Source organism: Dawidia soli (assembly GCF_018598185.1).
Taxonomy (GTDB): Bacteria; Bacteroidota; Bacteroidia; order Cytophagales; family Cyclobacteriaceae; genus Ohtaekwangia; species Ohtaekwangia soli.
In genome coordinates, this window is sequence record NZ_JAHESC010000025.1 from 40,092 (window position 1) to 63,958 (window position 23,867).

Consider the following 23,867-nt stretch of genomic DNA (forward strand, 5'->3'; position numbering starts at 1 on the left):
TCATTGCTATTCGTGGTAATAGCCGTGATCTTTGCCCTTCGTCCTGCTGCGGTAGCCATAGCTCCCATACCCATACCCATAGCCATAGCCATACCCGTAGCCATAACCACCGCCGTAACCGTATCCGAGACCGCTTTTCCGCAGGTCATTAAAGAGCACACTGATATTCATCAGCTTCCCTGTCAGGTAAAACTCATTCAGTGCATACAAGGCCTGCATCGGTGTATAGTTCTGGCGTACAACAAACAGAGTATGGTCAGCATATTTGGACAATACAAAGGCGTCGGTCACATAGCTCAGCGGTGGCGTATCGACAATAATGAAGTCATATTCCTGGCGCAGCCTGCCGATCAGATCTTCCATCGACGCACGCAGCAGCAATTCGCTTGGGTTGGGGGGCATAGGTCCGCCCGCGATCAAGTAGAGATTATCGATGTTGCTCGCCTGAGTAATCTCTTCCAACGTGCTCATACCTGAAAGATATTGACTTAACCCCACGGCATTTAGCAGACCAAGCTCATCGAACAACTTCGGCTTACGCAAGTCAGCCCCTACCAACACCGTCCGCTTGCCTGCCAGAGCATACACCGAGGCGAGGTTAAGCGCCGTAAAAGACTTACCTTCCCCCGGAATGGAAGACGTTACCATAAATACCTGGCGCTCTTTGTTACCCGTAAAGTAATTGAGGTTCGATCGAAGCGCCCGAAAAGACTCGGCCATCGCCGAGCGTGGCTTATTGGCCACCACCAGGCGATCTTCCGCAGGATTATGCCCCACTCCACCGATGACCGGCACATCCGTCGCCCTTTCAATGTCCTCTTTGGACTGAATCCGGTTGTTGAGCAACTCCAGCAACACAAACACCAGGACGGGCAGCAACAACCCAGCAGCCAGGCCAAAGATATAATTCTGTGAGGGCTTAGGCGAGATCGCTCCACCGGCCATAGGGGGATTTACGACTACTATGTCAGACGTGGTCGAGGCCATAGACAAGCCCGCCTCCGTACGTTTCTGCAACAAGTACACGTAGAGGTTTTCCCGGAGAGAGTAATTACGCTGAATTTGCACCAGTTCACGCTCTGTACTGGGCAACTTAGCCAGCTGCTTTTCGACCAGCGCAATCTGATCATTGATAAACGCAATGTTTATTTGTTGTGTTTTTCGGCTGTTCTCAATTGTCTCCAGAATGCTCGATTTGATCTGGTCGATCTCACGTACGGTGCTCTGATATCCCGGTACGTCCTGGTACTTTACTGCACCTCTCTTTTCAGAGCCCTGCGACATATGCAGGCGTGTACGAGCCTCGATCAGACGTGTGACCAGGCCGGAGATGACCGGGTCGGTAATACCAACGCTAGTCGGGGTAAAAATGCCGTCAAACTGATCCGATTGCAAAAGACGCGTGATGTAATTATAGTAGTTGTCAATGAGACGATACTGGAATTTCTGATCTTCAAAACCCGTTAGCTTCTCATAGAGGCGGTTAGTCTCGTCCTGTAGCTCGGTAATGATATTGCGCCGCTTGAAACCCTCTACCTGATCTTCGAAATAGTCCAGCGAGTCGCCAATCACTAAAAGTTGATGATCCAGGAACTTGATGGCGCGCGACGCCATATTGTTTTTCTTCTCAATATCATAGTTTTGGTAACGCTCAATAAAGCGTGTGAGGAAGTCGATCTCCTTTCGCGGCACCGGGCCGTTTACCTCCAGGTCGACGACGGAGGCGCCCTGCATTGCCCAATTGATCTTTAAACGGGAAGAATACGATTTGGCCAATACTAGCGGATCATTAAATCGTATCACAAACGTCTGATTTCTGATCTCAGAGATGTCTCCTTTTTTGCGGACAAATAAGCGAAAGCCATTTACCTGCACACTGTCGTCGAAGGATAGCGGAGCGTGGCGCTGTCGGGCATCATCATTAGACATGATCGGCTCCAGACTGTAGGTATTGTCGCTCGTCACCTTAAAGTAGCATGACAGTCCGTTGGCACTTTTACCAGTGGGCAACACCCTCAGATCAACCGGGAAATTGTGGTTGTAATATTCCGTTGTTTTTATGTCGCCCTCCAGGTATAATGAAACATGGAAGCCCAGGCTTTCAACCACCTCCTGCAGCAGTGGATACGACTTCATGATATAGATCTCATTGTAAAAATTCCGGTAGGGTGTCAACAGCTCGTTATTGTATAGGAACTTAGCACCGGCATTCTCCTCGCTTTCGCGAATGATGATAGAAGCCTTCACGGGATAAATGCTGGTGCTATACCGGTTTACGAGATGCGCGATCGTCATCGCGATGGCCAGCGAAATGACAATGAGATACCAAAACCGCAGTGCCCGGTCGAGCACTCGCTTGAGATTTATCTGCACGCCGCCCTGGCTACGGCTTTTCTGTTCATCCGGAAATTCGGGTATTGATGTAGACGCGCTCAAAGTTTATCGGGACAAAGTTATGATAAACAGACCAAAGGATATGACTGTGGTAATGACGCCCAGATTGCCTACAAAATATTTTCGGAACGGACGCTGCTTCAGCGGTGGGACAATGATAACATCGTTTTGCTGAACGTAATAATAAGGAGACTCGACATATTCCTCTTTCAGAAGATCGACATAAAACACGTCGACCTCGCTCCCCTTCTGTCGTAACACTTTCACGTGGCTGCGGTCCGCGAGTTCCGACAAGCCACCGGCAAGACCGATCGCCTCCATCATCGTCAATCGGGTATTGCCCGAGACGACGGTATTCTCGGCATTCACCTCACCCAGAACCGTAAAACGGAAATTCATCATACGCACACGCGCCACGACGTCCGGCACATATTGGGCAATTACTTTTTCGATCGTATCCTTGGCTTCAAATAGTGTCAGGCCGGCTACCTTGATCTTTCCCATAACGGCATAGTCGATCTCGCCCTCGGTGTTTACGACAATACCGTTTAACGCGCCTCCTGACGCGCCGCCGCCACCTGAGCCGCCACTATTGCTGCGCGTCGAAAGCTTCTGCAAGAAGTCGGATTCATCGTCCTGCTTGCTCAGCGTCTCAAAGCTAATACTAAGAATATCAAGAGGTTGAATCCGGTATTCCCGAATGTTAAGCTGGTGGGAGCGTAAAACTGTGTCTTTAGGAATCTCTTTCCGCCGTTTCAGATCGTCCTTTTGAAGATAAACCAGCTTCTTGTTTGGAACACAGGCGCCAAAAGTCAACAGGAGCACGCCTAATAACAGCCATATTCGCATCATTTCGTCGAGATCGCTTTTTTAGAAGCGGTAAATATACGCGAAATGGACAGATTTCTTAGCTTTTGAGGTAAAGTGTGCATACCGTGGCGCTTGTTTTTGCAGGTGCGGGCGCATCGTCTCCATGCTAAAAAATCGCGCCAGGGAGCGCCGAATGGTCCTTATTCAAACCGCAGCGACTCGATGGGATCAAGCTTGGAGGCCTTCCGGGCGGGATAGTATCCCGAGCCGAGCCCCACCAGCACACACACCACAAACCCGACGAACACCCACAGCCAGGGGATAATGAACGCATCGTTGCCTAACAGCTTCGACGCCAGGTTTCCGAGAACGATCCCCAGGATCACGCCGGCTATACCGCCCAGCATACAGACCACGATGGCTTCGATCACGAACTGTTGTTTGATGCGCAACGGCGTCGCACCCAATGCTTTCCGCACACCGATCTCACGCGTGCGTTCGGTGACCGATACCAGCATGATGTTCATCAGGGCGATGGAAGCGCCCAACAGCGTGACGGCCCCTACAATGAAGCCGAATACCTGCGCGATCGCCGTCAGATCGCCGAGCTCGTCCAGCGCTTCACTGCGCTCCAGCTCAAAGGAGTTCTCCTCTCCTACCCGGTCGCCACGGATCTGGCGCATCATGCCCGTAGCCTCGCCCATGGCGTATTCCATCTGGCTTTTGTCACGCACGGCCACCGTCAGGTTGTAGTTCAGGACCCGGTCGCCGGCCAGTTGGTTTGCTTTGACAATGGAAATAAATACCATGTTATCGAAATTCGAAGACGGGTCACTAAAGCCACCTTTCTCCTTCAGCAAGCCGATCACACGAAACTGTGTGCCCTTGAACGTCACATACGTGCCCGTAACTTGTTCGCCCGTGCCGGCATCGTACAACGCTTTATAGATCTTATAGCCCAGAATGGCGACGGGCGCGCCGGTGCGAACTTCCAGGGATGAAAAAGCACGCCCCTGTTCAAATTCCAGGTTCTTGACCGCGTAATACTCGTCATTCGTGCCCATGACGGTAACGTTCGGGTTCGTCTTTTTTGACAAGCGCTTGACTTCGGCAATACGCGTCGCCCACGCCGACAGGCTGATCGCCGAGGACGACCGGAACTCATCCATGAATTTAAAGGCTTCCGTCATGCGGATCTCCGGGTATGCTTTTTCAGCCCGGCCGTCGCTGCTGCCACCGCGGTTTGTCTTCGAGGAAATATCGAACGTATTGGCGCCGAGCGACGACAGGCTCTGCATAATGGAATGCTCGATGCCATCGACGGCGGTCAGTACCCCCACCAGGGCGGTGATGCCGAGCATCACGATCATCGCCGTGATCGTGGAGCGCAAAAGGTTCGCCCGTACCGACCGTAATCCTTCCCGTATATTTTCGATGAGATTCATGCCTGTTTCAACGTTTGCTGGTATTGATATGTTGACGCCGGGGCCAAAATGTTACACCCTTCCGCCACAAAATTCATCCGCTCACCCGGCCCGGCATCAAAATGCCACCAAAGGTAGCACGAAAGTCTCTCGGTATTGGTAACTTTAGATCATGATAATGGCTTCGTGTATGAAGAAATGTGCGACCCTGCTGGCCCTCATCGTGCTGACCATCACCGTGGCAGCGGCGAACTCGATCTTTATTCCCATGGATGGGAAACAGGCTAATCACCTGAAGGCTTATGGCATTGCCTATTGGATCCTGAAAAGCGAACGCGAAGTGGACTGGCTGTTGAACTACCGCGGCGGAAGCTTTATGTGCCAGTATCATCCGGCCATCCAGAACGAGCTGGTCGTACGGGGCGTCTCCTACGAGATCATTTCCGATGCGCAAGCCAACCAGCTCATTACCGAGATTGCCAGTCCCGCACTCAACTACGACATCATGAAGCTCGAAAAATACCCGCGTATCGCGGTGTATTCGCCCAAGTCCAAGCAACCGTGGGACGATGCCGTCACCCTCGTGCTCACCTATGCCGAGATTCCCTACGATGTGATCTTCGACGACGAAGTCATGAACGGCGCACTGCCGAAATACGACTGGATCCACCTGCACCACGAAGACTTTACCGGTCAATACGGCAAGTTCTATGCGCAGTTCAACAACTACCCCTGGTATATCGAGCAGCAAAAGGAAGCCGAGGATCTCGCCCGCAAACACGGCTTTCACAAGGTATCGCAGCTCAAGCTCGCCGTGGTCAAGCGCATCAAAGAGTTTGTCACCGGCGGCGGTTTTTTGTTTGCCATGTGCTCGGCCACCGATACCTATGACATCGCGCTCTCGGCCGACGGCGTCGACATCTGCGAACGCATGTACGACGGCGACCCTGCCGACCCGCAGGCACAAAGCAAACTGAACTTTGAAAACACGCTGGCCTTTACCGATTTCAAGCTCGTGCGGGATCCCTATCAATACGAGTTCTCCGACATCGACAACCAGCCTGCCGAGCGCGGCCTCCGGCAGGACAACGACTACTTTGCATTATTTGAGTTCTCCGCCAAGTGGGACCCCATTCCCACCATGCTCACGCAGAACCATACCCAGGTGATCCAGGGCTTCTTCGGACAAACGACAGGCTTCAAGCGCGACCTGATCAAACCCGACGTTGTCGTGATGGCCGAAAACAAAGAGATCAAAGAAGCCAAGTACATCCACGGCGTATTGGGCAAAGGATTCTGGACGTTTTACGGAGGCCACGACCCCGAAGATTATCAGCACCAGGTCGGCGAAGAACCGACCGATCTGAACCAGCATCCCAATTCACCGGGCTACCGGCTGATCCTCAACAACATTCTCTTCCCGGCGGCAAAAAAGAAAAAGCAAAAGACGTGATCAATGCATGCGGTCGTCGCGAACTTCCATCTGCAGCATGATGGCCGCTTCTTCCTGTAGCAGCGCGCGCCAGCGTTCCATCACCTCTTCCTCGGGTATATATTCCTTGGCCAGCGCCAGGAAGTTCCGGTAGTGACCGGCCTCCGACACCATCAGCTCGTAATAGAATTCTGACAGCGCGGGATCCGATATATTCTTCCACAACAGTTTAAAGCGCTCACAGCTGCGGGCTTCGATCAAGGCATTCATCAACAGTTTTTCCAGCAGCTGTTGCTCGCGATTGCCGCCGCGGCGTAATACCTGGCTGAGCTTCTCTACATAGAGGTCCTTCCGCGGACGGTCGAGACCGTAACCTCGCTTCCGCAGCTCTTGCATAACCCGCTCGAAGTGGCTCCATTCTTCGGCTACCACCGGCGTGAGCACCTCCACCAGTTTATCCTTCTCGGGATAGGCAATGATCAACGAGATACACGACGACGCAGCCTTTTGTTCGCAGTAGGCGTGATCCACCAGAATGGCCCGGATGTTCATCTCCGCAATGTTCACCCAACGGGGATCCGTGGGTAGCTCGAGGCCCAGGGTAAACTTGTCTTTTGCTTCCAAGGGTACTAAAGTTGAATGACCGACAAGGTAAATGTTATACGTAAACGCTAATCGTAAAAGGACCAGTCAAAACCAAAATCGAGGATACTTCCCTGCCCGCGATAATAGGGTGTGGGCATATACCCCTGTTTGGTGATCGTCTGTATGAGGTTGTGATACTTCAGGAAGATCCGTCCCCGCTTGATGCGCGTGGCAAAGAAAACCTCCACCAGGGGAAACGAGGGTACTATGCCGCTGTTGTTATCACCTATCTTCAGCGAGTTCTGCACATAAAATTGTTGTGTCGCCACGTCATATCCCATCGCGCGGTAGGCCGAATGCCAGTGTACATTCACCCCCGCCTGCATGTCGAGGTTGCCGTTAAAGAATATGTTCTCATACGACAGCTCGCCGTTGACAAAGAGCTCCGGAACCTGTATCGCGCCGTAGTTGGCGTCCTCTGTATCATCTTTCAAAATACTGGTATAGATCGCGCGGCCACGCAGGTACACATGGCGCAGCATCGTAAGTTGCAATCGTACCTCCGGTGCCACCCAGGCTTGCCCTGTTGAGCTTTGGTACGGGGTCACAAGCTGCTCCACGGCCGTGGGGTCGGGCGTCTTTCGAAAATAGGCATAGTTGCCCAGCCGGGTAAAGGTCAGGCCCGGCGAGAATGAAAACACCCGGCTGTTGTAATGCACGAATCCCGAAAACTCCGTTACGTTCACATCCGAAAACGACCTGTTGCTCCACTCGTCGTGCGTGCCGCGGTAGCCCTGCAGAATATTGCTGGGCTCATATTGCATCTGTTTCACCGACGCCTCAAACCACCGGCTTTTGAGCTGGCCCTCGATGCGATAGTTACCCGTCTGCAATACCTCCACCCAGCCCGAAAGCTCGCCGATCGAGTCTAACCGCAGCGCCATACGCCCGCCCAGGTAGTGCTCCGCCCCCGACCGGTTATAGCTATTGTCGAAGTTGTACGTCTGGGAATAATCGCGGATCGCATAGTAGCCGTTGTAAAAAAGCTTTGCCAGGTTGCCCTTCAGACCCAGCTCATTTCGAACCGTCTTGAACTTCGAGCGGTCGTCTACCGTGTCGCTCTCACTTAGCTCGTAATCGTAGTACTGCCGTGTAAAAGAATCGGGCACATCCGAAAATACATTGCCCTGACGAAAGCGGTCAAAGACATGATAGACCTGCAGGGCCTTGCCGATCTCGTACTGATGGAACACGTGCAGATTGATCCGCACCTCGGTGCTGGCCGCGTTGGTCAGATAGGTCCGCACGTTGGTCTGGAAGTAGTCCCCATACTCGGTGTTGTCGGCATGTACAATACCGCCGTTTTCGTCCATCTGGTGGCGATTGCGTTGGAAGTTGGCAAAGAGCCGGTAGGTACTGTCCTTCGACTGATAGGCGGTATAAAGATCGTAATACACACCCCGCACCTGGCGGTCGCCCTTCCCCTGTCGCTGGATCTGCTTGTCGATGAACAGACCGCGATAGTCGAAGCCGATGTTCCAGCGTGGATTGATGTTACGGCTGTACGATGCCTTTGTCATCGACCGGCCGCCGCCGCCCAGCATTACCCACATATTCGAATAAGGCGACTTGGTGTCGAAATACCGCACTTTCTCCGTGTCCCAGATCAGATCGAATTGCGTAAAGCCCGAACTCACACCGATATTGGCGGGAGTCTGATAATAGATCGGGTGCATGGACGTGCCGATGTTGCCCAGATCCTGGTACAGGTTGTCGTTCCGCTGAAGATAGGTGTACCGATAAAATCCGCGGATCGCGGTGTCGATAAAATGATACGTCTGTTTGTTGAGGCGAACGTCCTCTTCATAGTAATAGCGGGAAGTCTTCGGCCCGTACACCTGCCGGGTGGTGTCGTCAATGATCCGCGAACCACGCCGCGGACGTTCCTCGTCTTGTCCGGACGCCGCCAGGGCCACGAAAAGAAAACCTAAAAAGAGTGTAAACCGCCAGAATTGCACGCGCAAAAATAGTTTTTTAGTGGTCACGAGCGACAACATTTTGAATCATCGCATCAAAATCCTCACCATTTTTGACAAACTCCACCTCGATCGGCAAAAAAAAGAACGGCAGGCCCGCCCGGGCACCCGCCAGTTGCTGGTCTACCAGCTTGACCATGTCCTTCTCGGTCGTCAGGATGCTGGCCTGCGGGTATTGTTGGGTAAGCTTGCGCAGGTTGTCCAGGTCGGCCGTAGTGTAGGCCTGGTGGTCGCCAAGCTCGAGGTGCGCCACGACGGTGTACGTCGAGGCCACGTATTTCCGGAGCGGCCCGGCCTGGGCAATGCCCGTCAGCAGGATCACCTCCACCGCCGGCGTCGGTTGCTGGTGCTCGCCAAAGGGTGTGGGGGCGCCGTAGCGCACCGTCGTAAAAAAAACAGGCTTTTCGGCATACCGGCGCACGCGTTTTTCAATCTCGATACACTCCTCTTCCTGGATCTCCGGCGGGCACTTGGTAATGACGATCACATCCGCCCGGGCCGCGCCACCACGCGACTCGCGCAGCCGGCCCGCGGGTAACAGCATGTCGGTGTAAAAGGGACGGTTGTAATCCGACAGCAAAATGGTGAACGCCGGTTTTACCCGTCGGTGCTGGTACGCATCGTCCAGCAGCACCACCGCGGTGTCTTCCCGCTCCTGCAGGATATTCGGAATGGCAAACGCGCGGTCTTCGCCTACCGCCACCGTCGCCAGTGTACCAAACTTGCGATAGAACTGCGCCGGCTCATCGCCCAGGGTGCGGGCCGTGTCGCCCGGGGCCGCCAGCCGAAACCCCTTGGTCTCCCGGCCATAACCGCGGCTGAGGGTAGCCACCCGGTGATCGGTCTGCAATAACCGGATGAGGTGCTCGATCATGGGCGTCTTGCCCGTACCGCCTACCGTCAGGTTGCCGACGGTGATCACCGGCACGTCAAAGGACGCCACCGGGCGCAGGCCCCGGTCGTACGCATAGTTCCGCAAGCCGGTAATGGCTCGGTATAAAAGGGCAAAGGGTAATAACAGGATGCGGAGCAGGATCATGCCTTTTTGTATATATTCGCAGGTATATGGCCGTAAAGATAAAAGATGTTACCAATTACCTTGAATCCATTGCACCGCGCCCCTACCAGGAGTCATACGACAACAGCGGCCTGTTGGTGGGCGATCCGCAAGCGGAGGTAACGGGCATCCTCATCACCCTCGACTGCACCGAGGCCGTGGTACACGAGGCCATTGAAAGCGGCTGCAACCTGGTGGTGGCGCATCATCCCATTGTTTTTAAAGGTCTGAAGAAATTTACCGGGGCCAACTACGTAGAACGCACCGTCATGCTGGCCATCCGCCACGACATTGCCCTGTACGCGATCCATACCAACCTCGACAACGTGCACACGGGGGTAAACCGCAAGATCGCCGGCAAGATCGGCCTGACCAATCTCCGCATCCTGGCCCCCCGCCCCGACACCCTGCAGAAGCTGGTGACGTTTATTCCCGAGGCCGACACCGAAAAGGTGCTGATCGCCCTGCACGAAGCCGGTGCCGGCCAGATCGGCGAGTATAAAAATTGCAGCTTCCGCGTAGCCGGTACCGGCACGTTCCAGCCCACCGAAGCCGCCACGCCGCACATAGGCCAGGCTGGCCGCCAGGAATATGTGCCCGAGACACGCGCCGAGGTGATCTTTCCGGCCCACCGGCGCGGCGACCTGCTGACAGCCCTGCGAAAATCACATCCGTACGAAGAAGTAGCCTACTACATTACGCCGTTGCTGAACGAAAACCAGGAGGTTGGCGCCGGCATGATCGGAGAACTTGCAACGCCTGTTGAACCATTGGTGTTTCTGCAGGGTTTAAAGAATAGCATGAACCTGAAAATGCTCCGGCATACGGCAATCCTCCCCAAAAACATTCAGAAAGTCGCTGTTTGCGGCGGGGCCGGCAGTTTTCTGCTGCCCGATGCCATCCGGGCCGGAGCCGACGTTCTGGTTACCGCAGACTTCAAATACCACGAATTTTTCGATGCCGACGGGCGGATCATTGTCGCCGACATCGGGCATTATGAAAGTGAAGTCTTCACGAAAGAACTCTTACAAGAGGTTTTAATGAAAAAATTTCATACTTTTGCGAACATTTTTTCAAAAACTGTCACGAATCCAATAAGCTACCTATAAATGGAAAATCAATCAGTCGCACAAAAGCTCGAAGCGCTTGTAAAACTCCAATCCATTGACAGTAAACTAGATGAACTTAAAAAGCTCCGCGGCGACCTGCCCGATGAAGTTCAGGACCTGGAGGACGAGATCGAGGGCTACAAAACCCGCCTGACCCGTTACGAAACCGAGCTGAAGGATATCGAAGAAGGCAACAAGAAGTACAAAGAAGGCATCAAAGAAGCCGAAAAGCTCATCAAGAAATACACCGAACAGCAGAAAAACGTTAGAAATAACCGCGAATTCGACGCCATCACCAAAGAAATCGAGCTTCAGGAGCTTGAGATTCAGATCTGCGAGAAAAAGATCAAGGAAGGAAAAGAGAACATCACCGACAAAAAGGACGAGGTAGAAAAGACCAACAGCCTGATCGCCGAACGTGGTGAGCACCTGGACAACAAGAAAAAAGAGCTGAACGACATCCTTGCCGAAAGCCAGGAAGAAGAGAAGCGCCTGCTGGCCGAACGTGAAAAGGCCTCTAAAAAGATTGAAGATAAGCTCCTGAAGTACTACGAACGTCTCCGCACCAGCCTGACCAACGGCCTGGCGGTGGTACGGGTCGTGCGTGGTGCGGCCGAAGGCTGTAACATCGTGATCCCGCCCCAGAAGATCGCCGAAATTCGTGAGAAGAAGAAAATTGTGATCGATGAGCACTCCGGTCGTATCTTAGCAGATGTCGACATGGACTCACTCGATGAAGGAGATAAACCTAAAAGCGCAAAAACACCGGTTGTGGTGCCTAACCGCAGAAAGAAAGTTGAATAACCCGGTTTACAAGATCCTTGGGAAGGCAGGCCTGCTGGCTTGCCTTTTTTTATTGCCCGCCGGGGTCGTTGCCCAGGACTTTACCCTGTCGGAACACGAACGCCGCGCCTATGCGCTCGCCCTCAACCTGCAGACTACCGAAGCCCACGCGCTGATCCCCAGCCCCAAGACGGTGTCAGAGCATTACGTCACCGCCCTGGCCGAGGCCCTGGAGCTGCTGGTGACCGAAGACCCTGAAAAGTACGCCGAGTACGAAAGCCGCTTTGAAAAACGTCTGGCCCGCAAGACCAAGACCTCGTCGGTAGACGAGCTGTTCCTGCAGGCTGAGATCGGGTTGCAATGGGCCTTTGTATACCTCAAGTTCGGCCACGAGTTTGACGGCGCCCTGAACCTGCGCCAGGCGTACCAGGCTACCCAGGAGATCAAAAAGCGCTATCCTAAATTTACCGCCATCCACAAAACCGAGGGACTGCTAGACGTCATCATCGGGTCGGTGCCCGAAAAGTATAATTGGGTGCTGGGCCTGCTCAACATGGAAGGCTCCGTCGGCAAAGGCATGGCCACGCTCGAATCGTTTCGCCACAGCAACCATGTGCTGGCTTTTGAAGCCGATGTGCTCTACGCGCTGACCCAGGGCTTTGTGCTGCAGCAGACCGGCCCCGCAATGCAGGAAGCGCGCGTCCTCCTCGAGAAGAATCCCGGCAACCGGCTGGTGCTTTTTCTCGGCGCCTCGCTCGCCCTGAAGAACGCGCAAAGCGAAGACGCACTGGCCATGCTTCTCAAGATCAACGAGCCCAAGCTCGGCGTGCCCCTGTCCTATGCAGAGTATTTAAAGGGCGAAGTATACCTGCAAAAGGCCGAATACCTCAATGCGGTCTCGTCCTACCGTTGGTTCATCAACAACTACAAGGGGCAGAACTACATCAAAGATGCCTGGTATAAGATCGGGTTATGCTACTGGCTGAACGGCAACACCAGCGACGCCCAGGCCACCTTCGCCCAGGCGCGCACGGCCGGTAAGGAAGTAGCCGAAGCCGACCGCTATGCCGCCCGCAGCCTGGCGGAAACCGAGCTGCCGCACGTCAAGCTCACGCGCGTACGGTATTTTACCGACGGCGGCTATTACACCCGCGCGCAGGAAGCGCTCGCCACCATCGCCACCGACGAGCTCGTTACCCAACGCGACCAGGTGGAGTACGCCTATCGCCAGGCCCGCATCACACACAAAACCAACAACCTGACGGCGGCCCGCGAATTCTATCAATACACCATCGACCTGGCCGGCGACGCGCCCTGGTACTTCGCCCCCAACGCCAGCTTACAGCTCGGCTACATCGAGTGGGCGGCGGGTGATCTGGAAAAGGCTAAAGAGTACTTTACACGCGCCCTGACCTACAAACGGCACGAGTATAAAAACAGCATCGATAGTAAGGCGAAGTCGGCGCTGGCTCAGCTCAATGCGCGCAGGTGATCGCGGTCGTTGTACCGGGCCACGGTAAACATCGACCCGGTGTGGTGCAACAGATACAAGCACAGGTTCTCGTGCTCGAACATATCCATGCTTTTCAGCGGATAGCGCAGTAAGTGGCACATCAAAATGCGGATAGCACGTCCGTGCATACAGATCAGGATCGTCTTCTCGTCGGTCTGGCGCATGATATGCTCCAGGGCGGGTGCCATGCGGGCCACCACGTCGTTGGGGCTTTCACCACCTTCGATCTTCAGGGACGTGTCGCCGAGCTGCCACTGCTTGAGCATATAGTGATAATACTCGTCCTCATCGGGCGTTACCTTTTGCCCCTCTTTATTGCCCCAGCTGATCTCGTTCAACCCCGGCAACGCCTCGTACGGAATACCCTTATCCAGGAACGGCTGCACCGACTGATGCGTGCGCCGCAAGCCCGACACATACACTTTGTCGAACGGTACATGCTGATACGCCCGGAAAAACGCCTGGGCCTGGGCCCGACCGCGGTCGTTCAGGTCCGTGTCTACGCCGCTGCCCTGTACGATGTTCTGCAGGTTGTAGTTGGTCTGCCCGTGGCGGATCAGGTAAATGGTCTTTGTACTCAACTTTTTGCGGGTTTTCGGCCGCAAGTATAGCAAAAAACAGAGTGAGTGTGAGAGCCCGCGCGAATAACCTTTTGTTTATTAACTTGGCCCGCGCAAATGCGTTTACAGACAGATTATGGGAATTTTCAGAAATGATATCACCGTCGAGTTCCTCAACAGATATGGCCCGAACACGATGGCGGAAGTACTCGGCATTCAATTTACGGCCGTAGGCGAAGATTACCTCGAAGCAACAATGCCGGTCGATAAACGAACCCATCAGCCCATGGGATTGTTACACGGGGGGGCTTCCGTGGCCCTGGCCGAGACCATGGGCAGCGTGGCCGCGATGAGCTGCATTGATATCAGCCGTCAGTACTGTGTCGGGCTCGACATCAACGCCAACCACATCCGCGGGGTACGCTCGGGATTCGTAAAGGGAGTAACCCGACCCTTACACATCGGGGGTAAAACCCATGTCTGGGAGATACGGATCACCAACGAAGCCGGCGACCTGGTGTGCATCAGCCGCATTACCATGGCCGTCCTGGACAAAAAAGATTAACTTAGCGCCTACGCACGACCGCATGAATACGATCTCTTCCGTCACTTCACACACCCCATCACGCACCGGAATTGAATATATCGCCTATCTTTTGCGGCATGCCATAGAAAATCAATACGCCGTGGCGGTATGGCGTCTCCCCAACGACTCCGTCTGTCACCTCATCCTGTCGCGCAAGCTGCAGCGGCTTTCGCCTGATGCTACCCTCGAAGAGCTGCCCACGGGCTTCCTGTTTGCGCCGTTCCAAAAGAGCCGCGACCGCATTTTCCTGCCAGCCGATTTTAAGTTCACGTTTGCCGGTGGCAACCTGCAGCCGGCCGCGACTCCGGCCGAAACCCAGTCGCACACGTGGCTGCAGGAACAGCTGAAACACACGCCCTATACACCGCACAGACCGGCCTGCTATACCGTACCGCCTACCGGCCAGGAAAACGAAACATCGTATGCCGAGCTCGTGCGTAAGGCTGTGGCGGAGATCGAGCGGGGCTCGTTCGAAAAGGTGGTGCCGTCGCGCCGTAAGATCGTCGACCTGCCCGAAAGCTTTGACGTGGTGCAGGCGTTCCATACGCTCAGCAACGCCTATCCCCATGCGCTGGTGTCGTTTGTCAGCACCCCCGAAACCGGCAGCTGGCTGGGGGCGACACCCGAAACGCTGGTACACGTGCACGACAGGACGCTGTTTAAAACGGTAGCCCTGGCGGGTACGCAGCGGTTTGTGCCCGGCACAGACCTCAAGACGGTGGCGTGGACGCAAAAGGAGATCGAAGAGCAGGCCCTCGTAGAGCGATACGTCATCAGCTGCTTTAAAAAGATCCGCGTGCGCGAATACGACGAGTACGGCCCCAAGACCGTGGTTGCCGGTAACCTGTTACACCTACGCTCCGACTTTACCGTCGACATGAAGGAGATCAACTTTCCGCAGCTCGGGTCGGTCATGCTGCAACTGCTGCACCCCACGTCCGCGGTCTGTGGCATGCCGCTGGAGCCGGCGTCGGCTTTTCTGCAGCGACATGAAGGCTATGACCGCGAGTTTTACGCAGGCTGTCTGGGCCCGGTGAACGTCGGCAACGACATACACATCTTCGTAAACCTGCGCTGCCTCAAGCTGCACGACGGCAAGGCTACCCTGTATGCCGGCGCGGGTGTTACCGTCGATTCAACCCCCGAGAACGAGCTGGCGGAGACTGAGATCAAATTCCAAACGCTGCGCAAACCGCTGTTTGACCAGCCGGTCTGAATGCCCCATAATAGCTTGATCATGAATATTTTGATCATGATCGATTAATCTACAACTCCAATTTCTTACATTGTAGGCTGTTTTCATACACCAAAGGCTGCCAAACGTGGTATTTGCCTATTTTTGATTTGGACCAACTGAAACATGCCTATGAAACGCTCCCTCTGCGTTATTTTTTTGCTGTTGCTACAGGTTTCCACCTACGCACAAGACCTCATCACCGAAGGCGTCACCGCGCCCACCACGGTCGACCGGTACCAGGTGTTCAACGTCTCGACTACCGTAAAAAACAACACCGCTACGCCCACCGGCGCGGCCACAGTGCTGCAGGTGAAATTGTCGTTTGACGCCGTGCTCAGCCCCGACGATCCTACCATCGGCACCAGCAACAGCATCTCCTCCATCGGCGCCAACGGTACACGGTCCGTAACCGTGAGCTGCTATACCGGCAGCGTTGCCGCCGGCAACTACTACCTCATCCTGCAGATCGATCCGAACAATACCATTACCGAAACCAACGAAACCAACAACGCGGCCGTCTTCAGCGGCTATACCGTAAACCAGCAAAATGTCGACTTCGTCATGACCAGTCTCGTGCCGGCCGCAACCACCGTGCCCGTCGCCGACCAGCTTTCGGTGGACTACGAGCTGCGCAACAACGGCACCACCGACCTGGGCCAATCGACCCGCACCAGCTTTTACCTGAGCACGGACAACACGCTCGACGCCGCCGACAGATTTCTGACAATGCATGAAATTCCCCTTGCGGGCCCGGATGTATTCAACAAAACGGTCGTCATCAATATCCCGGCCGTACCGCAGGGCAACTACTTTCTCATCGGCAAAGCCGACGATGACCACGGGGTGGGCAACATCGATGAGCTCGACGAAACCAACAACACAACTGCCGCCGCCATTGCCATCGCCGTCAGTGACATCGACCTGGACGTCACGCTCGGCGCGCAACCCGCCGCCACGCTCATCGACAACGGTGGCACGGCCGAGATCACCGTAGAATACGACCTGGGCAACCTGGGCTCGACCGGCGCCGGCGGCTACGACGTGCATGTCTATATTTCCACCGACCAGACACTGGACGCATCCGACTATGATCTGACCGCCGATGTAAAGCCTTATCAAATAACGCCGGCCTACATCGCTTCCATGACCATCCTCTCCGCGCAGGTCAAACAATTTGTGCCGAACATCAACACCCTGGTCGGCACCCATTATGTGATCTGGAAGATCAATGCCACAAACGCCATCCCGGAAACAGACTATACCAACAATACCCTGGTCAGTACCAATACCATTACGGTAACTCCCGTACAGCCCGCTTTCCAGATCAACAGCATTACCTTCACCTCGGCGCCGTACGACAATACAGACGTGACATTCGACTTCTCGGTGGACATTACCAATACCGGCCCGATCAATTCGTTTACGCAATCCTTTGAGATCCAGATCCGCGATGTGGACGACAACGTCGTTTACACCGCCGCACGTCCGAACGAATCGTTCCTCTTTGCCATGACGGGCGACGACGTCACAAAAAATTGGAGTATCACCTTACCTGCGGCCCTGGCCGCGGGCGACTACACCCTGGTTGTACAATGCGATCCGGACGAGAGCTGTTATAGCACCAATACCCAAACGGCCGCGCTGGAGATCTCGCCGGCGCCCTATATCATCAGTGGCACGATCACCGGCAGCGACGGCACGAACATCACGAATGGCACCCTATACCTGTACCGCAAAGCCATGGACGGCACGATAACCCGCGAGCAAACGGTCTCCACGAGCAGCAACGCCTTTAGCCTGACCGTAACCGATACCGATCCGCGCGCGCTCTATTTCTTCCCCAACGCCGGCACTTTCGGAGCCTTTGCGCCTACCCTTTCGGGAAATTATACCTATCTGCATGACGAGGCGTTCTTCACACCCGTCGCCAATACCGTCGTCAACCTGACACCCCCCCGCAAGACGGCTCCGCCCGCCGGCAGCCGGTATATTTCCGGTACGGTGACACTTCCGGGTGGCAACGCCGTCCCGAACACGCCCCTGTTGCTGTACGACGGCGCCACGCTCGTAGAGATCTTGTATAGCGATGCCGGCGGCAACTATAGTTTTACGAACCTGGCCGCCAAAGCATACAGCCTGGTACCCGCGGTGGCACTGACCCACGACATCGTCGACCAGGCCTATCCGGTAGATGTGAGCACCATGCATGCCGAAGCGAACATCGTGATCGAAACCGACAACATCGAAGTCACCATCAGCTTCCTAAAAGTGGCGCAGACCATTACTTTCCCTGCGCTCAGCGACAAGGTTTATACCGATGCACCGTTCGATCCGCAAGCAACGGCCAGCTCGGGGCTGACGGTGACCTACGAAAGCGCCGACACCGATATTGCCGAAGTTATCGGCAACCAGATCGTCATCCGCGGCGTCGGTACTACGACCATCACTGCGCACCAGGAAGGCGACGCGGCCTACGAGCCGGCGACGCCCGTAAGCCAATCGCTGACGGTGAACAAAGCCCCTCAAACGATTACGTTTGAAGACCTGGCTCCCAGGCGGCCGGATGATGCCGACTTTACACTAACCGCTACGGCAAGCTCGTCATTACCGGTAACGTACACGTCCTCTAACGCAACGGTGGCCGTCGTCACCGGCAACGTGGTCAGCCTGCGCGGCGAAGGCGAGACCGACATCACCGCGCATCAGGCGGGCGACGTACACTTCCTGGCTGCCACCGCTGTCACGCGCACCCTGCGCGTCAGCGTCGTGACCGGCATCGACAACAACCCGCTGGCCGGCGTGCGCATCTACCCCAACCCCACCGCCGGACTGCTGACAGTAGACAGTGCCGTACCCGTACGGCAAGTAACGGTCACCGACCTCACCGGCCGGCCACAGACCATCGGCATAGCCGATGCAGTCCTCGATCTCCGTCACCTCCCCACCGGCGTCTACCTCCTCACCCTGCAAGACAAAAACCACACAAAGATCATAAAGGTCATTAAGAAGTAAATCACTCAACAACTTTCAACAGCCGCTTCAGCACCTGCACGATCACAACCGGCATAATACTGGCCACCGCCACAACCACCAGCCCTTGCGGGTGTATCGACACCAGCGCCAACACCGAGCGCAGCGGCGGCACCAGGTAGGTCACCACCGTGACCGCCACGCAGAATGCCAGCGCATACCATACATACCGGTTGCGCGTCACCGGGTTCTGAAAGAACGACACCTCGCGGGTGGGCATATTGAACACATTCCACAGCTGCGCCAGGATCAGGGTATAAAACGTGATATTGTTGACCACGCCCTCTTCGTGTCCCATGTAGAACACAGCATACAGCTCCGCGCCGATCACGCCTGCCGTCAGGCTTAACGCATAGGTGACAACCGACACCCAGTTGGACTTCGACACCAGCGGGTCGGACGACTTGCGCGGCCGCCGTTTCATAACCCCCTCTTCCCCTTCGCTCATACCGATGGCCAGCGCCGGAAAAACATCCGTGATCATATTGAGGAAAAGGATCTGCAAGGGCTGTAACGGCAACGGCAGGTTGGCAAAAGACGCCGTCGCCACGATCATGATCTCGCTCATGTTACACGACAAGAGATAGATGATGAACGTACGGATGTTTTCAAAGATCACCCGGCCATACTGTACGGCCGTGACGATCGACGGAAAGGCATCGTCGCGCAGGATCAGGTCGGCCGCTTCCTTTGCTGCTTCCGTGCCGCGTATCCCCATCGCAATGCCGATATCGGCCTTCTTCAACGCGGGAGCGTCGTTCACACCGTCGCCGGTCATGCCGACCACGACCTGGCGATCCTGGTATAACGATACCAGCCGCAGCTTTTGCGCAGGGTCTACACGCGAGAAGACCACTGCGTCTACGATCTTCTGCTGCAGGTCCGCGGACAGGTCGCCCTCCGGTATATCTTTTCCCTCTACCGTCACCACGTTGTCACCCTCCGCCAGGCCCACCTGCCGGGCAATGGCGTTGGCCGTACCCGGGTGGTCGCCCGTTACCATCGCCACCTTGATGCCCGCGGTATGACACGCTGCCAGCGCATCTTTTACGTCCGCGCGCGGCGGATCGATAAAGCCCGCCAGACCGAGAAACACCAGCCCCTCGGGCACCTCGTCATCGGCGGGTACCCGGTCCGTGCGGCGGTATGCAAACCCCAGCATACGCAACCCTTGCCCGGCCAGGTCGTCGGCTTTCTTTTTCCATCCCTCCTTGTCGTTCAATCGGGCCTCGTTCCCCTGTCGTAATTCAGCCTCGCATTTTTCCAGCACCGCTTCCGGCGCACCCTTCACATACGTATAATGTTCGTTATCGAATGTATGCGTAGACGCCATCATTTTGATATCGGCATCAAAGGGCAGCTCTGCCACACGCGGTTGCTCCCCGCGCAGCTTGTCCACATTCTCGCCAAGCTCCGTGGCCATGCGCAGCAACGCGACCTCCACGGGGTCGCCTACGGCCTTCTCGTCGTTCCCTTCCGCCGGCAGCGCGCTGTTGTTGCACAGCACGGCCGCATACAGGAACAGCTTATATGCAGGATCATCTTTCAGACCGTCACGGTTCTGCTGCTCTCCCTTTACCGTCTCGGTACGATCGCCCAGCGCCACCACCTGCACATGCATCTCGTTCTCCGTCAATGTGCCGGTCTTATCGGTCAGGATCACTTCTGTTTCTCCCAGGGTCTGGACGGCCTCGAGCGTCTTCACGACCACCTGCTTCTCCGCCAGCCGCAGCATGCCACGGGCCAGCGCCATGGTCGAAATGACCGGTAGCCCCTCCGGGATCGACGCGATGGCCAGCGCAATGGCGGTCTCGATCATCACCAGCCAGTCCTCGCCGCGCAGCACGCCGGCGCCAAAGATCAGTACCGACAGGATGAGCGTAAGCCAGATAAGCCGCTGGCTGAGCGACCGCAGCTTTTTATTCAGCGGCGTGGCCTCCTTGTCGGCCTCTTCGGTCATCCGGGCGATCTTACCGAGCTCGGTAGCATCGCCGGTGGCCACCACTACGGCCTTGCCGTTGCCGCGCCCCACGACGGTGCCTTTGAAGATCGAGTTCAGGCGGTCCGCCGTGCGCGTGTCGGCACCCAGCGGCTCCGTATTTTTTTCGACGTCCACCGACTCGCCCGTGAGCGCGGCCTCCTTCACGGCCAGGCTGTTTTCAGCAATGATGCGCGCGTCGGCCGTCACGACGTCGCCGGCCTCGACAAAGAGAATGTCGCCCGGCACCAGCTCGGAGGAATCGATCTCGATCTTCCTTCCCTGACGCTGCACCTGGGCCTTCGTACGCGCCATGCTGCTGAGCTTTTCCATGGATCGCACCGCCTGGCGTTCCATAAAAAATCCGATCAGCGTATTGATCACCACCACGATCATGACGGCAATGCCCTCCAGCAGGTGGCTGAACGCAAAGGCTATCGCGGCGGCAGCGATCAGGATCCACACGATGGGGTTGGCAAACTGGCTGATCAGCATGCTCCAGATGCTCGTCTTTTTTTTCTCTTCCAGGGTGTTTTTGCCGTACTGCTCCAGCCGGCGACGGACTTCGTCGGTCGAAAGTCCTTGTGACGCATCGCTCTTCAGGGCCTGGAGCACCTCCTCGGCAGATCGTGCAAAATACTCGCGCTGTAATTCCATAACCCACACAAGTTATAAATAACCAGGCCACTACTGTCCGTAAATTACGCCGGCGTTCTGCCAGGCATTTGAAAATTCCCCTCCCCCTCCCCATATTCGCACACGAATTACGCATGACCCGCTTCCAACCGATCTACGACATTGCCGAGCTGTGCGCACGCAAAGGGGTCACCCAGGCTGTGCTCTGCCCAGGCTCCCGTTGCGCCCCCCTCACCCTGGCCTTTGCCCGCCATCCCGGTATCGCCACCCGCACCTTTGGCGACGAACGCAGCGCGGGCTTTGTCGCCCTGGGCATCGCCCAACAGAAAAAGGCCCCCGCGATCCTTGTTTGTACTTCAGGATCAGCGGCTTATAACTTTTCCCCGGCTGTGGCCGAAGCCTGGTTCAGCGAAACTCCCTTAGTGATCTTCACCGCCGACCGACCAGCCGAATGGATCGGGCAGCAAGACGGCCAGACCATCTACCAGCCGGGTATCTTCGGCCGCCACGTCAAGCAATCGTTCCAGCTCCCGGCCGATTACAGCCACCCCGACAGCGTCTGGGCCATCAACCGCATTGTAAACGAGGCCATCAACCTCTCCTTCCAGGAGCCCAAGGGGCCTGTGCACATCAATGCGCCCTTCCGCGAGCCGCTGTATCCCGCCGCCGGCGAAATCATCGGGTTCAGCCCCGAGGTACGCGTCATGGACGAATTCTCCTCCACGTTCGCGCTCACCGAAGAGCAGAAGAAAGCGATCGCAGGCGAGTGGAAGCAATATCATAACATCCTCATCGTCGCCGGCCAGCAAGAGCACGACCGCCTGTTGACCGACACCCTGCGGAATTTCTTCCTGCAGCACAACGTGCCCATCGTGGGCGACATCACCTCCAACCTGCACGGGCTGGAAAAGCTGGTGCGGCACGCCGATACCTTTCTGGGTCATGCCACCGAAGATGTACGAAAGACGCTGCAGCCCGACCTGCTCATCACCCTGGGTAAGTCGGTATTGTCCAAACAGCTGAAGCTATACCTGCGCAAGCACGCCCCCAAGGCACACTGGCACCTGCAGCCGTCGGGCACGGCCGCCGATTCCTTCCAGAGCATCACGCGGGTATTTAACACCAACCCTGTCGACTTCTTTTTATACCTCAGCGCCCTGCCGCAAGGCGAAACCTTCGAGACACAGAAACAAAACAACTATAACAAGTTTTGGGAAGTAGAAGAGCGTCGCGCCCTGCGCACGCTGGAAGACTTCTTTCCGCAGCCCGAGTTTGGCGAGCTGGAGCTGGTGCGCGAAGTATTGCAAACCTTGCCCGAGGGCAGCAACCTGCACCTGGCCAATAGCATGAGCGTGCGGTATGCCAACTTCATCGGCCTGACGGCAAAACAAAAAGGCATTCAGGTATATGCCAACCGCGGCACGAGCGGCATCGATGGTTGCACCAGCACCGCCGTGGGCCACGCGCTTTCCATCGACCGGCCCAACGTGCTGATCACAGGCGACATGGCGTTCTTCTACGACCGCAATGCATTCTGGCATAATTACCCGCTGCCCAACCTGCGCGTGGTCCTGCTCAACAACCACGGCGGTGTGATCTTCAAAATGATCGACGGCCCCGGCGACCTGCCCGAAACCGCCGAGTACTTTGTCACCCGGCAGAAGCTCAATGCCCGCAAGCTGTGCGAAGAGTATGGCATCAGCTACCTCGCCCTCGACAGCAAACGCAAGCTGCGCAACCTGCTGAAAGACTTCCTGGAGTTCGACGGGCAAACCAAGATCCTGGAACTGGAAACCGACACCTCGGTCAATAAGAATCTATACGAACATCTGAAACATCAACTAAAAAAGAGCTATGAGCTTTAAATACGACTGGAAGCCCGTCAAGGAATATAAGGATATTCTCTTCCACAAGTTCGAAGGCATTGCCCGCATCAGCATCAACCGCCCGCAGGTACACAACGCCTTCACCCCCCTTACCGTACAGGAAATGATCGACGCCATGCACATCTGCCGCGAAGACGCCGACGTGCGCGTGGTCGTCCTGACCGGCGAAGGCGGCAAGGCCTTCTGCAGCGGGGGAGATCAAAGCGTGCGCGGCCATGGCGGCTATGTAGGCCCCGACGCAACGCCCCGGCTAAACGTGCTCGACCTGCAAAAGATGATCCGCTCCATTCCTAAGCCGGTCATCGCGGCCGTTGCCGGGTGGGCCATCGGGGGCGGCCACGTACTGCACGTGGTGTGCGACCTGACCATCGCCGCCGAAAACGCGCGGTTCGGTCAGACCGGCCCCAAGGTCGGAAGCTTTGATGGTGGCTTTGGCGCCTCCTACCTGGCGCGTATCGTCGGCCAGAAAAAAGCCCGCGAGATCTGGTACCTCTGCGACCAGTACGATGCCCAGGAAGCCCTCGACATGGGCCTGGTCAACAAGGTCGTGCCGCTCGAAATGCTCGAAGAGACCTACGTGGCCTGGGCCCGCAAGGTCATCGCCAAGAGCCCTCTGGCCATCCGCATGCTTAAAAGCTCGTTCAATGCCGAGCTCGACGGTCAGGCCGGCATCCAGGAGCTCGCCGGAAACGCCACGTTGCTGTATTACCTCAGCGAAGAGGCCAAAGAAGGCAAGAATGCGTTCCTCGAAAAACGTGATCCGGACTGGTCAAAGTACCCGCAATTCCCTTGACAGTGTTGGGTAAGTTGT

At 56.0% G+C, this 23,867-nt stretch carries 17 protein-coding genes; 9 read left to right on the forward strand and 8 right to left on the reverse strand.

The genetic code is table 11. The features are described from left to right. Nucleotides 1-6 precede the first annotated feature (6 nt). From KK078_RS17370 to KK078_RS17380, 3 genes are all read right to left on the reverse strand, one after another. Nucleotides 7-2,436: a polysaccharide biosynthesis tyrosine autokinase gene (locus KK078_RS17370; protein WP_254091572.1), complete on the reverse strand. Its 2,430-nt coding sequence runs from the start codon at nucleotides 2,434-2,436 to the stop codon at nucleotides 7-9. A 3-nt stretch (nucleotides 2,437-2,439) separates the two neighbouring features. Continuing rightward, nucleotides 2,440-3,246, reverse strand: a complete 807-nt coding sequence (locus KK078_RS17375) for a polysaccharide biosynthesis/export family protein (protein ID WP_254091573.1) — start codon at nucleotides 3,244-3,246, stop codon at nucleotides 2,440-2,442. A gap of 158 nt (nucleotides 3,247-3,404) precedes the next feature. Beyond that, entirely contained in the window at nucleotides 3,405-4,649 is a 1,245-nt protein-coding gene (locus tag KK078_RS17380; protein ID WP_254091574.1) for an ABC transporter permease, read from the reverse strand. A 169-nt stretch (nucleotides 4,650-4,818) separates the two neighbouring features. On the opposite strand from KK078_RS17380, the gene KK078_RS17385 reads away from it, so the two are divergent. Next, nucleotides 4,819-6,081 (forward strand): asparagine synthetase B, encoded by a 1,263-nt coding sequence (locus tag KK078_RS17385; RefSeq protein ID WP_254091575.1) that lies wholly within the window; start codon nucleotides 4,819-4,821, stop codon nucleotides 6,079-6,081. Here KK078_RS17385 and miaE read toward each other — a convergent pair whose 3' ends face one another. From miaE to lpxK, 3 genes are read right to left on the reverse strand one after another with little or no spacing between them, the layout of a single operon-like run. Next, a complete protein-coding gene (gene miaE, locus KK078_RS17390) occupies nucleotides 6,082-6,684 on the reverse strand; it encodes a tRNA-(ms[2]io[6]A)-hydroxylase (RefSeq protein ID WP_262898712.1) in 603 nt (200 codons plus the stop codon). 47 nt (nucleotides 6,685-6,731) lie between these two features. Beyond that, the gene (locus KK078_RS17395) at nucleotides 6,732-8,690 is read right to left on the reverse strand and encodes a putative porin (protein WP_254091576.1); all 1,959 of its coding nucleotides are present in this window, start codon (nucleotides 8,688-8,690) and stop codon (nucleotides 6,732-6,734) included. Continuing rightward, nucleotides 8,680-9,720, reverse strand: coding sequence for a tetraacyldisaccharide 4'-kinase (gene lpxK / locus KK078_RS17400; RefSeq protein WP_254091577.1), 1,041 nt, complete (start codon nucleotides 9,718-9,720; stop codon nucleotides 8,680-8,682). The genes KK078_RS17395 and lpxK overlap by 11 nt, the downstream gene beginning before the upstream one ends. A 26-nt stretch (nucleotides 9,721-9,746) precedes the next feature. On the opposite strand from lpxK, the gene KK078_RS17405 reads away from it, so the two are divergent. The 3 genes from KK078_RS17405 to KK078_RS17415 are packed head-to-tail and all read left to right on the forward strand — an operon-like array spanning nucleotide 9,747 to nucleotide 13,122. Beyond that, a complete protein-coding gene (locus tag KK078_RS17405; RefSeq protein WP_254091578.1) occupies nucleotides 9,747-10,847 on the forward strand; it encodes a Nif3-like dinuclear metal center hexameric protein in 1,101 nt (366 codons plus the stop codon). Next, nucleotides 10,848-11,651 carry a zinc ribbon domain-containing protein gene (locus KK078_RS17410; RefSeq protein WP_254091579.1) on the forward strand — a complete coding sequence of 268 codons (804 nt, stop codon included), beginning with the start codon at nucleotides 10,848-10,850 and terminating at the stop codon, nucleotides 11,649-11,651. After that, entirely contained in the window at nucleotides 11,644-13,122 is a 1,479-nt protein-coding gene (locus KK078_RS17415; RefSeq protein ID WP_254091580.1) for a tetratricopeptide repeat protein, read from the forward strand. Before KK078_RS17410 ends, KK078_RS17415 begins: the two co-directional genes overlap by 8 nt. On the opposite strand, the gene KK078_RS17420 is transcribed toward KK078_RS17415, so the two are convergent. Further along, on the reverse strand, nucleotides 13,101-13,724 hold the full coding sequence (locus tag KK078_RS17420) for a histidine phosphatase family protein (protein WP_254091581.1): 624 nt from the start codon (nucleotides 13,722-13,724) through the stop codon (nucleotides 13,101-13,103). The two genes, KK078_RS17415 and KK078_RS17420, sit on opposite strands and share 22 nt — an antisense overlap. 115 nt (nucleotides 13,725-13,839) lie before the next feature. On the opposite strand from KK078_RS17420, the gene KK078_RS17425 reads away from it, so the two are divergent. The 3 genes from KK078_RS17425 (at nucleotide 13,840) to KK078_RS17435 (ending at nucleotide 18,538) form a co-directional block, all read left to right on the forward strand. After that, nucleotides 13,840-14,268 (forward strand): hotdog fold thioesterase, encoded by a 429-nt coding sequence (locus KK078_RS17425; protein ID WP_254091582.1) that lies wholly within the window; start codon nucleotides 13,840-13,842, stop codon nucleotides 14,266-14,268. 22 nt (nucleotides 14,269-14,290) lie between these two features. Further along, nucleotides 14,291-15,505 carry a chorismate-binding protein gene (locus KK078_RS17430; protein WP_254091583.1) on the forward strand — a complete coding sequence of 405 codons (1,215 nt, stop codon included), beginning with the start codon at nucleotides 14,291-14,293 and terminating at the stop codon, nucleotides 15,503-15,505. 150 nt (nucleotides 15,506-15,655) lie between these two features. Further along, entirely contained in the window at nucleotides 15,656-18,538 is a 2,883-nt protein-coding gene (locus KK078_RS17435; RefSeq protein WP_254091584.1) for a CARDB domain-containing protein, read from the forward strand. Nucleotide 18,539: 1 nt separating this feature from the next. On the opposite strand, the gene KK078_RS17440 is transcribed toward KK078_RS17435, so the two are convergent. Next, entirely contained in the window at nucleotides 18,540-21,191 is a 2,652-nt protein-coding gene (locus KK078_RS17440) for a cation-translocating P-type ATPase (protein WP_254091585.1), read from the reverse strand. Nucleotides 21,192-21,304: 113 nt separating this feature from the next. Here KK078_RS17440 and menD point away from each other — a divergent pair, with 113 nt between their 5' ends. Together menD and menB are read left to right on the forward strand one after the other, a co-directional pair. Next, the gene (gene menD, locus KK078_RS17445; RefSeq protein ID WP_254091586.1) at nucleotides 21,305-23,035 is read left to right on the forward strand and encodes a 2-succinyl-5-enolpyruvyl-6-hydroxy-3-cyclohexene-1-carboxylic-acid synthase; all 1,731 of its coding nucleotides are present in this window, start codon (nucleotides 21,305-21,307) and stop codon (nucleotides 23,033-23,035) included. Beyond that, a complete protein-coding gene (gene menB / locus KK078_RS17450) occupies nucleotides 23,025-23,849 on the forward strand; it encodes a 1,4-dihydroxy-2-naphthoyl-CoA synthase (protein WP_254091587.1) in 825 nt (274 codons plus the stop codon). The genes menD and menB overlap by 11 nt, the downstream gene beginning before the upstream one ends. The last annotated feature ends 18 nt before the right edge of the window (nucleotides 23,850-23,867 follow it).